Genomic DNA, 15,006 nt, shown 5'->3' on the forward strand with positions numbered 1-15,006 from the left:
CGGTCGGCGTGGGATGATGGCGGAATGCCGCCTTCGTCACCTTTGCCACTCGATCCGATCGAGGAGGCCCACCGCCAATGGGAGGAGCACGGCTGGGGCGATGTCGCGGACGGGATGGCCGCGGTCACCTCGCTGATGCGCGCGCAGCAGATCATGATGGCCCGGGTCGAAGAGGTGCTCAAGCCGACCGGGCTCACCTTCTCGCGGTACGAACTACTGACGCTGCTCACCTTCACCAGGACCGGCGCCCTGCCGATGGCGAAGGCCAGCGCGCGTCTCCAGGTGCACCCGACCAGCGTCACCAACGCCGTCGATCGGCTCGAATCCGCGAAACTCGTTCGCCGAGTTCCGCATCCGAGCGACCGTCGCGCTACTCTGATCGAAATCACCCAGGCCGGCCGCGATTTGGCTCTCACGGCCACCGAGCAGCTCAACACCCAGGTCTTCGCTCAACCCGGATTGTCCGCCGATAAGCTCGACACCCTCGTGCGGATTCTCGCGGAGCTCCGCCGTAGCGCGGGCGACTTCGACACCGGGGACGCACCCACCAAGTGGTGAGCTGATCAGCGAGCAAGGAGTGCGACGTTGGTGCTGGTTCTTGGCGTGTCGGCGGGCGCTAGTGGAGCGCGCGCGGTGCTGGCGCACTCGGATCGACCGCATCACGAACCGGTGGCACGCTGCGACGTTCGGCGGCGCCCCGGCACGACCATCGGCGAGCCGGTCATCTCCGCGATCCGCACCCTGCGCGCCACCGCCGTAGAGCAGTCCGCGTTCATCGGCGCGACCGCGGTGACCCTGCGCACCGGCATCGATCCCGATGTGGTGGAGAGCGCCACCGCCGCGACCACCCGGCAGCACGTGCGGGTGGTTCCCGAAACCTCCGCCCAGTTGCGGTATCTCAGGTTCACCGGTCGGCTGCCGCGCCGCGGCTCGGTCCTGCTCTACGACGTGGGGAGCTCGGGGCTGGCCGCCTGCGTGGCGGACACGGTGTCCGGCGAGGTGCTGGCCGCGCGCCGCAGCGCGGTGGTCGGCGGGGACCAGTTCGACCGTCTCGTGCAGCAGCACCTGGCGGGCCGTGGGATCCACCTCGAGCAGGCGGCGTGCCGCGATCTCAAGGAGCAGCTCGGGTTCGAGCGGATCGTCACGGCCAAGGACCCGGAGACCGGCGCCTGCCAAGTGCTGACGAACAACGATCTGGCGGGACTGGCCGCGGACGCCGTCGCCCACTCGAGCACGGTGCTGCGCAGCATGATCCGTGAATCGGGCACCACCCCGTTGTCGATCGTGCTGCTCGGCGGCGGCGCACACACCCCGGCTCTTGGCTCACGCCTTGAGGCGCTGCTGCGGATCCCGGTGGTCATGCCGCCGGAACCGGCCTCGGTGGCGGGGCGAGGAGCAGTGCTCCTCGCCGCCGCCACCGGCATGCCGTCCTCACGCCGAGGTCCGGCGCTCAGCGGCTGGTGAAGCGCGGCGGCTGGTGAAGCCGGGCCATTCCTAGCTGTTGGTGAACTTCGGCGCCCGCTTGTCCACGAACGCCGCCATGCCTTCCTTCTGGTCCGCGGTCGCGAACGTCGAGTGGAACACCCTGCGCTCGAAGCGGACACCCTCGGTGAGGGTCGTCTCGAAGGACCTGTTCACGCTCTCCTTGGCCATCATCGCGATGGGCAGCGACATCTCGGCGATGGTCGTCGCCGTCGCCAACGCCTCGGTGAGCAGGTCGGCCGCGGGCACGATCCTCGAGACCAGGCCGGCGCGCTCGGCCTCCTCCGCGTCCATGTTGCGCCCAGTCAGGCACAGGTCCATCGCCTTCGTCTTGCCGACGGCGCGGGTCAACCGTTGCGAGCCACCGATTCCCGGGATCACCCCGAGCTTGATCTCCGGCTGGCCGAACTTGGCGTTGTCCGCGGCGAGGATGATGTCGCAGAGCATGGCCAGCTCGCAGCCGCCGCCCAGCGCGTAGCCGGCGACCGCGGCGATGGTCGGCTTGCGGGCCGAGGCGAGGCGATCCCACGCCGCGAACCAGTCGTCGAGGTACATGTCCATGTACGACTTCGGCGCCATCTCCTTGATGTCGGCGCCCGCGGCGAAGGCCCGCTCGGACCCGGTGATGAGGATCGCGCCGATCTCCGGATCGCGCTCGAGGTCGACGACCGCGGCCACGACCTCGCCCATCAGCTGGGCGTTGAGCGCGTTGAGCGCCTTCGGCCGGTTCAGCGTGATGACGCCGACCCTGCCCTTGCGTTCGAGCAGGATGGTCTCGAAGTCGCTCACGCGTTCTCCTCGTTCGCACGTCGGCGGATGTCGTTGACGATGGCGGAGAAGTCCAGCGTGCCGCCGGTCTCCTCGTGGAACCGGGAGTAGATCTCCGCGGCCCGAAGACCCAGCTCGCCGGGAACACCGTTGCCGCGCAGGGCGTTCGCGGCCAGGCCGAGATCCTTGTCCATCAGGGCAGCCGCGAAGCCCGGCTGGTAATCGTTGTTCGCCGGGCTGGTCGGCACCGGTCCCGGCACCGGGCAGTAGCTGGTCAGGGCCCAGCACTGGCCGGACGCGTTGGACGCCACGTCGAACAGCGCCTGGTTGCTCAGACCGAGCTTCTCGCCGAGCACGAACGCCTCGCTGATCGCGATCATGGACACGCCGAGGATCATGTTGTTGCAGATCTTCGCGGCCTGGCCGACGCCGGATGCGCCGCAGTGCACGACCTTGGCGCCCATGACCTCGAGCAGCGGTCGCGCCGACTCGAAGTCCGCCTCGTCCGCGCCGACCATGAAGGCCAGCGTGCCCGCGGTCGCGCCTGCCACGCCGCCGGAGACGGGGGCGTCCATGCCGCGGTGCCCGGCCTTGACCGCGAGGTCGTGGGCCTGGCGGGCATCCGCGACGTCGATGGTCGAGCAGTCGATGAACAGCGTGCCGGGGGCCGCGGCCTCGAGCAGTCCGCCCTCGTACAGCCCGAGCACGTGCTTGCCGCTGGGCAGCATCGTGATCACGATGTCCGCCCCTGCCGCCGCGTCGGCGGCGGACGCGACGACCGAGATGCCGTCGCGGGTGGCCTGTTCCAGTGCCGCCGGCACCAGGTCGAAGCCGTTGACCTGGTATCCGGCCTTGGCCAGGTTCGCGGCCATCGGGCCGCCCATGTGACCGAGACCGATGAAGCCGATCCGGAGGTTGCCTGCGGCGCTCATGACTTTCCTTCCCCAACGCTGCTGAGTTCCTGGGTGTTGCCGAGAGTGATCGAGCTATGGGTGTGTCCGCCGGGGACGAGGCCGAGCTCGAACGCCCCCAGACCCGCGAAGAACCGATCCACCTGCTCGTCCGTGACCGCCTCCAGGGTGGCGGGCGACCAGGCGGGATTGCGGTCCTTCTCCACCACCTGCGCGCGGATGCCCTCGACGAGGTCGTGAGAATCCAGGCAGGCCGAGGACACCCGGTACTCCTGGTTCAGCACCTCCTCGAGGCTGTCGAGGTCGCGCGAGCGGCGCAGCGAGCGCAGCGTCACCTTCGCCGCGGTCGGCGACTTGGCGAGGATCTGGTCCGCCGCGTCCGCGGCCGCCGGGATCCCGCTGTCCCGCAGCCGCGAGACGATCTCCTCGACGGTGTCCGCCGAGTAGGCGTCGCCGATCCACCCCTTCTGCGCCAGCAACGCGGATTCGGGTGCGGGCTCGGTGAACTCCTCGAGCGCGCGCTCAAGGGGCCCGGCGGCGAGCGCGGCCAGGAAGGCGGGCACGCGGCCGGACGGGATGAAGTGGTCGGCCAGCCCGCAGGCGATGGCGTCGCCCGCGGTCAGCCGCGCGGTGGTGAGGGCGATGTGGGTGCCGAGCTCACCCGGGGCACGCGAGAGCAGGTAGGTGCCGCCCACATCGAGCACGAATCCGATTCCGGCCTCGGGCATTCCGATCATCGAGCGCTCGGTGACGATCCGGACGCTGCCGTGCGCGGACACCCCGACGCCGCCGCCCATCACGATGCCGTCCATGATCGCGACGTACGGCTTGGGGTAGCTCGCGATCGCGGCGTTGAGCACGTACTCGTCGCGCCAGAACTCGCGCGAGCCGTCGCCGCCGTCCTGGGCGTCGTGGTAGATCGAGACGATGTCGCCGCCGGCGCAGAGCCCGCGCTCCCCCGCGCCGGTGAGCACCACCGCGCGCACCTCGTCGTCGTCGGCCCATTCCGCCAGCGCCGCCGCGAGCTGGTGCACCATCGAGTGGTTGAGCGCGTTGATCGCCTTGGGCCGGTTCAGGGTGAGCAGGCCGAGGCCGTCGCGCTTGTCGACGATCACCTCCGCCTCGGTCACCTCCGCTGCGCCCGCGCTCACGCTGCCCCGCCGTTCCGACGACGGAGCGGGCGATGACCACCCGCATGATCTCGTTGGCGCCCTCGAGGATCTGGTGGACCCGCAGATCACGCACGATCTTCTCCAATCCGTACTCGGACAGGTAGCCGTACCCGCCGTGCATCTGTAGTGCCTTGTTGGCTACGTCGAATCCGGTGTCGGTGGCGAATCGCTTTGCCATCGCGCAGAGTTCGACCTTGTCGTTCGCGTCCTCGTCGAGCGCGGCCGCGGCCCGCCACAGCAGGGTGCGTGCGGCCTCGAGTTCGGTCCGCATGTCCGCGAGCTGGAACTGCAGCGCCTGCGAGTCGAGCAGCGGCGAGCCGAACGCCTTGCGCTCGGCCAGGTGGTTGACCGCCTTCTGCAGCGCGGCCTGGCCGCCGCCGACCGAGCACGCCGCGATGTTCAGCCTGCCGCCGTTGAGCCCGGACATCGCGATGCGGAATCCGTCGCCCTCCTGACCGAGCAGGTTGGCGGCGGGCACCCGCACCTCGTCGAGGATCACCTGACGGGTCGGCTGCGCGTTCCAGCCCATCTTCTTCTCGTTGGCTCCGAAGGACAGGCCCTCGGCGCCCTTCGGGACGATGAACGCCGAGATGCCCTTGGCGCCTGCGGATCCGGTCCTGGCCATCACCACGTAGACGTCGGAGGTGCCCGCGCCGGAGATGAACTGCTTGACCCCGGTGAGCAGGTAGTCGTTGCCGTCCCGCACGGCCTTGGTGCTCAGGGCCGCGGCGTCGGAGCCGGCACCCGGCTCGGTCAGGCAGTAGCTGCCGAGGTGCTCCATCGAGGCCAGTGCCGGCACCCACTGGTGCCGCTGCTCGTCGGTCCCGAAGGAGTCGATCATCCAGGTGACCATGTTGTGGATGGACACGTAGGCGGCGATGGACGGGCAGCCCTTGGCCAGCTGCTCGAAGATCCGGACGGCGTCGAGCCGGGTGAGTCCCGACCCACCGACGTCCTCGCTGATGTAGATCCCGCCCATGCCGAGCGAGCCGGCCTTGCGCAGCACGTCCACCGGGAAGTGCTTGGTCTGATCCCATTCGATCGCGTTGGGGGCCAAGTACTCCGAGGCGAAGTCCCGAGCGGTGTCGCTGATCGCCCGCTCGTCATCGGTCAGGGTGAACATGGTGTTCCTAATCCATCGTCGGGATGACGAAGTGGTTGGTCGCGTGCTCCTTGGTGCCCGAAGGCCAGCGCTGCGTGACCGTCTTGGTCTTGGTGTAGAAGCGGAAGGAGTCCGGGCCGTGCTGGTTGAGGTCGCCGAAACCGGACCGCTTCCAGCCGCCGAAGGTGTGGTACGCGATCGGCACGGGGATCGGGACGTTGACGCCGACCATGCCGACGTTGACACGAGCGGTGAAGTCACGCGCGGTGTCGCCGTCACGGGTGAAGATGGAGACGCCGTTTCCGTACTCGTGCTCGGTCGGCAGGCGCAGCGCCTCCTCGTAGTCGGCGGCGCGAACCACCTGAAGGACGGGTCCGAAGATCTCTTCCTTGTAGATGCGCATGTCCGAGGTGACATTGTCGAAGAGGGTGGCGCCGGCGAAGAACCCGCCCTCGTGGCCTTCGAGGGTGAAGCCGCGGCCGTCGACGACCGCCGTTGCGCCCTCGTCGATGCCGATCTGCACGTAGTTGTTGACGCGGTCGAGGGCGTCCTGACTGACGAGGGGACCGAAGTCGGCACTTTCGTCGTCGCTGCGGCCGATCTTCAGCTTGGCGACGCGCTCCTTCAGCTTCGCGACGAGAGCGTCTGCCGTCTCCTCGCCGACGGGAACGGCGACCGAGATGGCCATGCAGCGCTCGCCTGCGGAGCCGTAGCCGGCACCGATCAGGGCGTCGGCGACCTCGTCGAGGTCGGCGTCGGGCATCACGATGGCGTGGTTCTTGGCCCCGCCGAAGCACTGGGCGCGCTTGCCGTTGGCGGCCGCGGTCTCGTAGATGTACTGCGCGATCGGGGTGGAGCCGACGAAGCCGACCGCCTTGACCCGGTCGTCGGTGAGCAGCACGTCGACGACCTCCTTGTCGCCGTTGACCACGTTGAACACGCCTGCGGGCAGCCCGGCCTCGACGAACAGCTCGGCGATGCGCAGCGGCACCGAGGGGTCACGCTCGGACGGCTTGAGGATGAAGGCGTTGCCCGCGGCGAGCGCCGGTCCCGCCTTCCACAGCGGGATCATCGCCGGGAAGTTGAACGGGGTGATGCCTGCGACGACGCCGAGCGGCTGCCGCATCGAGTACACGTCGATGCCGGTGCCCGCGGACTCGGTGTACTCGCCCTTGAGCAGGTGCGGAGCGCCGAGCGAGAACTCGATGACCTCGAGGCCACGCTGGATGTCGCCCTTGGCGTCGGGAATGGTCTTGCCGTGCTCGGAGGAGAGCAGTCGCGCGAGCGAATCCATCTCCAGCTGCACGAGCTGGAGGAACTTCATCAGGACGCGGGCACGCTTCTGCGGGTTGAACGCGGCCCACTCACGCTGAGCGTCAACCGCGTTGGCGATGATCGCCTCGGTCTCGGCCTTGTCGGCGAGCGGCACGCGCGACTGCACCTCACCGGTGTTGGGGTCGTAGACGTCGCCGAACTTGTCGGAGGTGCCGGGGACGCGCTTGCCACCGACGAAGTGGGTGAGTTCCTGAACCATTTTCTTGGACCTGTTCTCGCTAGGGCGAATGCCCGCGCCGACCCCATGGCATCCCACGGGTGCGCGGTGCGGAGTTCCGGATATGTTGTCATCCTATAGTTGGATGTCCATGTATGTCTAGAGGTTGCGCCGACCAGGCGAGGGTCCCGGTCCCGTCGAACAAGATCATCCGAAACAGGGGGTAGGGACGCCGCCGACGGAGAACAATCACGGTCACAAGGTGCCGGCCGGACCGCCGGCGGGCGCGCGCGAATGGGCAAGAACCTGTCAGCTGCACTCTCTCGTCTCAGGATGGAGATCGCCCGATGGAGCCCCAGACCGAACCCGACCCGTGCGCGATCGAATCACCTCACTGCTCGGACGGGTCCGCCGGAATCTCCGCGGCGACGACCCGCAGGACCTTCCTCGGCGCCGCGGGCGCCCTTGTCGCGGCCGGCGTGGCCGGGATCGGCTCGACCGGTCCGCGGGCGACGGCCGCCGAAGGGGCAGGCACACCCATCCATCGCCCGAACATCGTCGTGATCATCACCGATCAGGAGCGGCACCCGATGCACTGGCCCGCGGGCTGGGCGGACGTGAACCTGCCGAACCGCAAACGCCTCGCCGACCACGGGCTCTCCTTCACCCGGTCCTTCTGCAACAGCGCGATGTGCTCCCCCAGCCGAAGCACCTTCTTCACCGGCCTCTACCCGGCCCAGCACGGGGTCACCGCCACCCTGACCGAGGGCGGGACGGTCTCGCCCACCGAACCGCAGCTGCAGGTCGGCGAGCAGAACATGGCCCGGGTGCTGGAATCCGCCGGCTACAACGTCCATTACCGCGGCAAGTGGCACATGAGCAAGGGCGCGGCGGGCGGCGACCCGAGCAGCGCCGACATCGCGGCCTACGGGTTCCAGGGCTGGGTCCCGCCCGAGGGCGGGCAGGACACCAACCCGGATCACTTCGGCGGCGGCTGCGCCGACATCGACCAACGCATCGCGAACGAGGCGGTCGAGTTCATCGGGGGCCAGGGCGGCGACGGGGGCGCGCCGTTCGCGCTGATCGTCTCGTTCATCAACCCGCACGACGTGCTGGCCTACCCCCAGACGTGGGACGCGCTGAACGGCACATGCAACAACTACGGGACCGAGGCGACGCAGGCGTTCAACCAGGGCATCTCGCTGCCGCCCAGCGTCGACGAGATGCTCGCGCTCAATCACAAGCCGACCGCCCAGATCCAGTCTCAGCTGTTGCTCGCGGCCGGGCTCGGCCCGTTGATCGGCCCCCAGGCGGCACAGAACTACGTGAACTTCTACGCCTACATGCACAAGGTGGTCGACGACCACATCGGCGCCGTCCTCGACGCGCTCGAGGCCAAGCAGGGGCTGATCGACCGGACGGTGATCGTCCGGATGTCCGACCACGGCGAGATGGGACTCTCGCACGGTGGCCTGCGCCAGAAGATCTTCAACGCCTACGAGGAAACGCTCCGGGTGCCCCTCGTCATCAGCAACCCGGTGATGTTCCCGAGGCCCGTGCAGACGGACGCCATGGCCTCGCTCATCGACGTGGTGCCCACACTGGCCACCCTCGCGGGCGCGGACCCCTCCGCATGGCGATTCCTCGGCACCGACCTGATGCCGGTGGTCGCGGACGCCGCCGCGCACCCGAACAACCCCACCGCGGCGGTGCAGGACAGCATCCTGTTCACCTACGACGACCAGAACTGCGCCACCCCCGACGGCCAGTTCATCGTCACCCAGCCCAACCACATCCGCTGCATCAGGGACACCCGCTGGAAATACTCCGCGTACTTCGATCCGGCGGGCGTCGCCTCGCCGCAGTACGAGCTGTACGACCTGGTCGACGACCCCCTCGAGATGCACAACCGCGCCAACCCGCTCAACGTCGGCTACTACGCCCCGGAGCAGGCCGCTGCCATGCACGCCGGGCTGTTCGCCGCGATGGCTCGGACGGGCACCACCCCGGCCCGCGGGCTGTAGGCGGCTGCGCCGCCCATGAGTCCTTCTGGTCCCGTAGCGGGCCAGAAGGACTCACGGGCGGCGTAGCCGCTGAGCGGGACGAGGGGGTTGTGGGCGCCCCCGGGCGGGTCGACGCTGGGTACATGTCTGAAGCCACCAACACCCCCGCGACCCTTACGACCGCCGTCATCGTGACCGGCGGCGCGTCGGGCATCGGCCTCGCGTCCGCCCGCTCCCTCGCCGAGGCCGGCCGTCCGGTCGCCCTCTGGGACCTCAACGAGGCGAAGGCCAAGACCGAGGCCGAGGCCATCGCCGCCGAGTTCGGCGTCGACGCGATCGGCGTCGCCGTCGACCTGAGCAACCCCGACCTGTATGCCGACGCGCTGGCCACCACCCGCGCCGCGCTGCCGAACATCGGCGGACTGGTGCACGCCGCGGGCGTCGTCGACCAGGGTTCGCTCGAGGGCGTCACTGTGGACGTGTGGGACCTCGGCATCAACACCCACCTGCGCCCGCTGGTGCTGCTCACCAAGGAGCTGCTGCCGGACTTCAAGGCGAACCCGGGCTCCGCGATCGTCGGCATCTCGTCGATCAACGCGCACCTGGGCAACGCCATCAACCCGGTGTACAGCGCCGCCAAGGGCGGCATGCTCGCGGTCGTCCGCTCGCTCGCCGACCGGCTCGGGCCCGACGGCATCCGCATCAACTGCGTCTCCCCCGGACAGATCCTCACCCCGATGCTGCAGCCCACCGTCGATCTGCTGCCCGAGGGCACGTTCGAGCGCCGCATCCTGATGGGCCGCCTCGGCCGCCCGGAAGAGGTCGGCCGAGTGGTCCGCTTCATGCTGTCCGACGAGGCCAGCTACATCACGGCCAGCGAGCTGGTCGTCGACGGCGGAAACATCTCCTCGCAGCGCATGTAGAAGTCGGGCGTCACCGCCCGCCCAGGATCCGGTAGGTGGCCGTCAGTTCGCGGAGCGCGGCGGCCACCACCGGCTCCTCCACCCCGCCCGCGCGCAACGCCTTGCGCAGCGGCTCCGGGGTGAGATCGTCCGGCGCGGGCCGGAATTCGACCCGCGGCAGCGGCGGCAGCTCGATCCGGTCCCCGAAGTAGTCGTCGAGATCGGGCGCGGACTCCGCGTCCGCCCCTCCGAGTCGAACGAGCGGATCAGGGTGTCGAGGTCGAGCCCGCGCAGGGTGAGGATGACCAGCGGCTCGGTGTCCAGCCGCTGCGCGGTGAGGTAGACGACGGCCGCCGCGTGCTTGCACGGCCAGCCCTGGTCGGGGCAGGTGCAGCCGAAATCCAGCTCGCCGGACTCGGTGGGCAGCAACAGGTCCCCGAGCTCGATCGGCACCGTCCCCGACGCGAGGGTGGCGAGCATGCCCGGTGTCGAGCGCACTCGGTCGATCAGCACGTCGACGGTGTCGGGGTCGAGCGGGCGGAGGGTGAACGTCGCGGTGAACGGGTCGATCTGACTGCCCTGAACCTCGCCGACCACCGCTCCAGGCGCGATCCGATAGCTGATCACCTGTCCCGCGCGGGCGGAGCCGCGCCCACGTGCGATCCGGCCGGAGTCGGCGATCTTCTCCATCGAGGACACCAGCGCGCGGCCCCACCAGGACTGCGCAAAGGGGCCGCCGCGCGCCGCACGCTGGGTGCCGAACTGGCTGAAATCGGTTCGCCGCCGGCTCATTCGCCCACCGCCTCCTCGCCGAGCATCATCAGTTCGCGGAGCTCATCGGTGGACATCTCGGTGATCCAGTTCTCGCCGGTGCCGACGGCGAGGTCCGCCAGCTCCGACTTGCTCGCCAGCATCGCGTCGATCCGCTCCTCGAGGGTGCCGACGCACACCAGCTTGCGGACCTGCACGTCGCGACGCTGACCGATACGGAAGGCCCGGTCGGTGGCCTGGTTCTCGACTGCGGGGTTCCACCAGCGGTCCAGGTGCACAACGTGATTGGCCGCGGTGAGGTTGAGCCCGGTTCCGCCGGCCTTGAGTGAGAGCAGCATGACGGGCGCGAGGTGACCGCCCTGGAACCCCTCGACCATCGCGTCGCGCTTGGCCCGCGACACCCCGCCGTGCAGGAACGGCACCTCGGTGCCGAACCGCTCGGCCAGGTACGGGGCCACGAGGGAACCGAACTCACGGAACTGGGTGAACAGCAGCGCGCGCTCGCCGTCGGCGAGCACCGACTCCAGGATGTCCTCGACGAGGCCGAGCTTGCCGGACCGGTGGCTGCCGCGACGCAGCATCGGCGAGCCGTCGCCGAGAAAGTGCGCCGGGTGATTGCACACCTGCTTGAGCCGGGTCAGTGCGGCGAGCACCGCGCCCTTGCGGGCGGCACCCTCGGTGTCCCTGATCCGTTCCATCATGTCGTCGAGCACGGCCCGGTAGAGGGAGGCCTGCTCGGCGGTGAGGTTCGCGCGCACGGTCATCTCGAACTTCTCCGGCAGGTCCGAGATCACCTCGGGATCGGTCTTGACCCGGCGCAGCACGAACGGCGATGTCACGGTCCGCAGCCGCGCCAACGCGCCCTCGTCGTGCTCGCGCTCGATGGGGACGGCGAACCGGGCCCGGAACTGCTGGGCGCTGCCGAGCATCCTCGGGTTCACGAAGTCCAGGATCGAGCGCAGCTCGTCGAGCCGGTTCTCGACGGGGGTGCCGGTCAGCGCGAGCCGGTGCGCCGCCGGGATCGCCCGCGCCGCCCGCGCCTGGGCGGTGCCCGAGTTCTTGACGTGCTGGGCCTCGTCGAGCACCATCCGGCGCCAGCTCTGCTCTCCGAGGGCGGCGGTGTCCCTGGCCAGCAGCGCGTAGGTGGTGATCACCAGGTCGTGTTCGGCCACCACCGCGGTCAGCTGCTCGCCGCGCAGACGGTCGGTGCCGTGGTGGACGAGCACCCGCAGCCCCGGCGTGAACCGGGCTGCCTCGCGCTGCCAGTTCCCGACCACGGACATCGGACAGACCAGCAGCGTCGGCCCAGGGCGCTGCGCCCCCGCGGCGCGTTCGTGGGCGAGCAGCGCGAGCAGCTGCACCGTCTTGCCCAGGCCCATGTCGTCGGCGAGCACCGCGCCGAGCCCGAGGTCGCTCATGAACACGAGCCAGTCCAGCCCGCGCCGCTGATAGGGCCGCAGCCGGGCCTCGAGCCCGGGCGGCTGCGGCACGCTGGTCGGCCGCGCTCCCGAATCGAGCAGTCCCGCAACCCAACCGGTGGCCGTGATCTCCTCCACCGGCACCGGCGGCGGTTCCGGCGCGGTGAGCTCGCCCAGGAGGTCGGCGAGGGTGCGCCCGCCGTCCCCCGCCTGCCGGATGACGTACTTGGCGGCCCGCGCGAGGACGGTCTTGTCGGCCTGGACCCACTGTCCCCGCAGCCGGACCAGGTCGGTCTTGGCCCGGGTCAGCTGCGCCATCTCGGCGGGCGTGAGCACCAGGTCGCCGAGCGCGAGCTCCCAGTTGTAGGCGACGAGCTGGTTCATCCCGACCGCGCTGTCCTCGCTGTCGGCCGCGACCGGCGGGCTGGTCACCCGCAGCCGCAGCGACGGGGCCACCACGCTCCACGCGCGCGGCAGCATCAACGTGACGCCTGCGTCGCCGAGCACCTGGGCGCCGTGCGCGACCAGATCGGTCACCACCTCCAGCGGCAGCAGCAGGTCCAGGCTGTCCGGGTCCGACGGCACCGCGCGCAGCATCGGGTAGGCGGCCATCGCCTCGGCGAGCTTGCGCACCCCGACCGTCAGGGCCTTGGGGTCACCGAGGTGCACCGGCACCGGGCTGGGCGCCTCGCCCTCGGGCCGCAGGCAGACCTGCAGCCGCCAGAGCACCAGGGCACCGTCCTCGGGGGCGCGCTCGTCGTCGTCCTCCGGTTCGAGAAGCCGCAGGACCAGGTCCGGCTCGTCCACGGTGAGGCTCTGCCGCCACTGCTGCAGATCGGTCGCGATCCGCTGGGTGCCCTCGGCGAACGGGGTGCCCGCGGCCAGCGCCGCGAGCAGCGGGTGCTCGCCGCCGTCGCGGTCGCCGAGCAGCTCGCGCGCGATCGGATCGGTGATCTCGAAGACGAAATCCTCCAGCACCTTTCGCGCGCCACCCGATCCGCGGAGCACGGCGGGCGTCGCCGCCGCCAATTCCGAGATCCAGGCCCGCTGCCGATCGCCGCCGACGAGCCGCCACCGGGCCCACCACTGGCCGTCCGCGCGCTCGAGCTCGGGCACCACCCGGCCCGCCCGAACCCAGCTCCGCACTCCCCTGGCGACGTGCGCGAGGAAGCGGAGGTCGCCGGGCAGACCCGGAGCCGGGCCTGCGGGGAGGTCGAGCAGCAGCGCGGCGGCCGCGGGCGGCGCCAGCGCGAGGGCGGGCACCGTCACCTCGCCGAGGGTGCCGTCGCCGTTCGGCAGCGACACCGTGACCCGGTGCCGGAATCTGCGGTCCAGGGCCCGCCGCAGCGAGGCGGGCAGGTGCTCGATCTCGTCGTCGACCGGCTCGGGTGCACCGCCGTCGCGCCACAGCATCAGCCCCGATCCCGGGGACCACACCGCGTGCACCATCAGCCCATCCAATCAGGCAGCCACGACAAACCGCGACGACGCTGGATTAATCCGTCTGACCAGCGGGATAATGGGCCATTGGGCGAATCGCGTCGGGAGCGAGAGATGACCATCCTGGTTCAGGTGCTCGAGCAGGGCTACTCGCACAGCACGCCGTGGCAGCAGCGCAGATACCAGTTCGTCGACGCCGCACACATCGTCGGCCTGCGGCTGGACGGGCAGTCCGGCGTGTGGCTGGACATGACCCGGCCGGGTGAATCGCACCAGCTGGCGCTGACGCCCTCGCCCGACCTCTCGGTCTACTTCCTGATGCGGGTCTTCGACGACATCGCGAACTGTGAGCGCCAGGGCGGCTCCTGGTTGATCGGCCACGACGGCAGCAACCTCGAGTCGATCACGGCCACCCGCTTCCCGATGCCCTGAGTGGCCGGTACCAGAACGTCCGGTTTCCCCCCTATGCAACCAACCGAGCAATTGCTAGGTTGCTGTGATCCGCAATCACAGTGATCCACACAACAATGGGGGGCACATGTTCCGAGCGTCACGCACCGCGGCCTTCGTCCTGTCGCTGGCCGCGCTGGTCCTGCCGTTCGGGGCGGCGGGGGCCGCCCAGGCCGAGCCGCTGCCGGAGAACTACAACTTCTTCGCGGGCATCCCGAACGAGCTGGCCAACCCCGGCGGCTCGCTGCCCGGCGCGAACGACTTCGGGTGCAAGCCGACCGCGGAGCACCCGCGACCAGTGGTGCTGGTGCACGGGACGGGCGGCGGGCAGCAGACCAACTGGGGCGCCTACGTCCCGATGCTCAAGAACGCGGGCTTCTGCGTGTTCGCCCTGACCTACGGCGCGATTCCGGGTGCGCCCTGGCCGATCTCGGCGATCGGCGGGATGGGCCCGCTCGAGAACAGCGCCGGTGAGTTCAAGACCTTCGTCGACCGGGTGCGCTCCGCCACCGGCGCCAAGACGGTGGACGTCGTCGGCCACTCGCAGGGCACGCTGATCCCGACCTACTACCTCAAGCACCTCGGCGGCGAGGGCACGATCACCAACTACGTCTCCGTCGCGCCGCCGTGGCTCGGCCTGACCACCCTCGGCGTGAACGCGTTGCCCGCCTACGCCGCGCGACTGGGCGTGCCCGAGACCTCGATCCCCGTCTGCCAGGGCTGCGGGCAGATGACCGCCGAGTCGGAACTGATCAAGAAGATCAACGCCGGTGGCACGCCCTACGTCAAGGGCGTGAACTACACCAACATCTCCACCCGGTACGACGAGGCGATCGCCCTCTCGCAGGGCCAGGTGCAGGGCCCTCCCGGCTACACGGTGAACAACATCGTCGTGCAGGACACCTGCGCACAGGACTACTCCGAGCACGCTGCCATCGCCGGCTCCAAGCGCGCGGCGTACATGGTGTTCAACGCTCTCGACCCGGCGCACCTGCGCGAGGTGCCGTGCATGTTCGTCCCGCCCTTCACTGGCTGACCGTCCGTTTGTCGGTGACCGGTGTCCCGGTCACCGACAACCGGAACTGCCAGGCCAAC

11 protein-coding genes and 2 pseudogenes are annotated in these 15,006 nt (G+C 69.9%); 6 read left to right on the top strand and 7 right to left on the bottom strand.

Annotation, left to right across the window (positions count from 1 at the left end; genetic code table 11):
• Positions 1 to 24 precede the first annotated feature (24 nt).
• Together BTZ20_RS17810 and BTZ20_RS17815 are read left to right on the top strand one after the other, a co-directional pair.
• The gene (locus BTZ20_RS17810) at positions 25 to 558 is read left to right on the top strand and encodes a MarR family winged helix-turn-helix transcriptional regulator (protein ID WP_077042273.1); all 534 of its coding nucleotides are present in this window, start codon (positions 25 to 27) and stop codon (positions 556 to 558) included.
• A 27-nt stretch (positions 559 to 585) separates the two neighbouring features.
• The gene (locus BTZ20_RS17815; protein ID WP_189636500.1) at positions 586 to 1,464 is read left to right on the top strand and encodes a hypothetical protein; all 879 of its coding nucleotides are present in this window, start codon (positions 586 to 588) and stop codon (positions 1,462 to 1,464) included.
• A gap of 30 nt (positions 1,465 to 1,494) precedes the next feature.
• Here the strand turns inward: BTZ20_RS17815 and BTZ20_RS17820 are convergent, their stop codons facing one another.
• The 5 genes and pseudogenes from BTZ20_RS17820 to BTZ20_RS17840 all read right to left on the bottom strand — a co-directional run bounded on the left by BTZ20_RS17820 (position 1,495) and on the right by BTZ20_RS17840 (position 6,969).
• A complete protein-coding gene (locus BTZ20_RS17820; RefSeq protein WP_077042275.1) occupies positions 1,495 to 2,271 on the bottom strand; it encodes an enoyl-CoA hydratase in 777 nt (258 codons plus the stop codon).
• Positions 2,268 to 3,182: a 3-hydroxyisobutyrate dehydrogenase gene (mmsB, locus tag BTZ20_RS17825; RefSeq protein WP_077042276.1), complete on the bottom strand. Its 915-nt coding sequence runs from the start codon at positions 3,180 to 3,182 to the stop codon at positions 2,268 to 2,270. The genes BTZ20_RS17820 and mmsB overlap by 4 nt, the downstream gene beginning before the upstream one ends.
• Positions 3,179 to 4,312: an enoyl-CoA hydratase/isomerase family protein gene (locus BTZ20_RS17830; RefSeq protein WP_411269081.1), complete on the bottom strand. Its 1,134-nt coding sequence runs from the start codon at positions 4,310 to 4,312 to the stop codon at positions 3,179 to 3,181. The genes mmsB and BTZ20_RS17830 overlap by 4 nt, the downstream gene beginning before the upstream one ends.
• Before the next feature lie 4 nt (positions 4,313 to 4,316).
• Positions 4,317 to 5,456 (bottom strand): annotated as a pseudogene (locus BTZ20_RS17835) (isobutyryl-CoA dehydrogenase); the annotation flags it as partial.
• A gap of 7 nt (positions 5,457 to 5,463) precedes the next feature.
• Positions 5,464 to 6,969, bottom strand: a complete 1,506-nt coding sequence (locus tag BTZ20_RS17840; protein WP_077042277.1) for a CoA-acylating methylmalonate-semialdehyde dehydrogenase — start codon at positions 6,967 to 6,969, stop codon at positions 5,464 to 5,466.
• 305 nt (positions 6,970 to 7,274) lie between these two features.
• On the opposite strand from BTZ20_RS17840, the gene BTZ20_RS17845 reads away from it, so the two are divergent.
• Both BTZ20_RS17845 and BTZ20_RS17850 read left to right on the top strand, forming a co-directional pair.
• Positions 7,275 to 8,951, top strand: coding sequence for a sulfatase-like hydrolase/transferase (locus BTZ20_RS17845; protein ID WP_083742738.1), 1,677 nt, complete (start codon positions 7,275 to 7,277; stop codon positions 8,949 to 8,951).
• A 122-nt stretch (positions 8,952 to 9,073) separates the two neighbouring features.
• Positions 9,074 to 9,853: an SDR family NAD(P)-dependent oxidoreductase gene (locus tag BTZ20_RS17850; RefSeq protein ID WP_077042278.1), complete on the top strand. Its 780-nt coding sequence runs from the start codon at positions 9,074 to 9,076 to the stop codon at positions 9,851 to 9,853.
• Positions 9,854 to 9,863: 10 nt separating this feature from the next.
• Here BTZ20_RS17850 and BTZ20_RS17855 read toward each other — a convergent pair.
• Positions 9,864 to 10,624: pseudogene (locus BTZ20_RS17855) on the bottom strand (SWIM zinc finger family protein).
• Positions 10,621 to 13,470: a DEAD/DEAH box helicase gene (locus BTZ20_RS17860; protein WP_077042279.1), complete on the bottom strand. Its 2,850-nt coding sequence runs from the start codon at positions 13,468 to 13,470 to the stop codon at positions 10,621 to 10,623. The pseudogene BTZ20_RS17855 and the gene BTZ20_RS17860 overlap by 4 nt, the downstream one beginning before the upstream one ends.
• Before the next feature lie 105 nt (positions 13,471 to 13,575).
• Here BTZ20_RS17860 and BTZ20_RS17865 point away from each other — a divergent pair, with 105 nt between their 5' ends.
• Together BTZ20_RS17865 and BTZ20_RS17870 are read left to right on the top strand one after the other, a co-directional pair.
• Positions 13,576 to 13,893 carry a hypothetical protein gene (locus BTZ20_RS17865; RefSeq protein WP_077042280.1) on the top strand — a complete coding sequence of 106 codons (318 nt, stop codon included), beginning with the start codon at positions 13,576 to 13,578 and terminating at the stop codon, positions 13,891 to 13,893.
• 106 nt (positions 13,894 to 13,999) lie between these two features.
• The gene (locus BTZ20_RS17870; protein ID WP_077042281.1) at positions 14,000 to 14,947 is read left to right on the top strand and encodes an esterase/lipase family protein; all 948 of its coding nucleotides are present in this window, start codon (positions 14,000 to 14,002) and stop codon (positions 14,945 to 14,947) included.
• Positions 14,948 to 15,006 lie beyond the last annotated feature (59 nt).

The organism is Rhodococcus sp. MTM3W5.2 (assembly GCF_001984015.1).
In the GTDB taxonomy this organism is placed as follows: Bacteria; Actinomycetota; Actinomycetes; order Mycobacteriales; family Mycobacteriaceae; genus Rhodococcus_G; species Rhodococcus_G oryzae.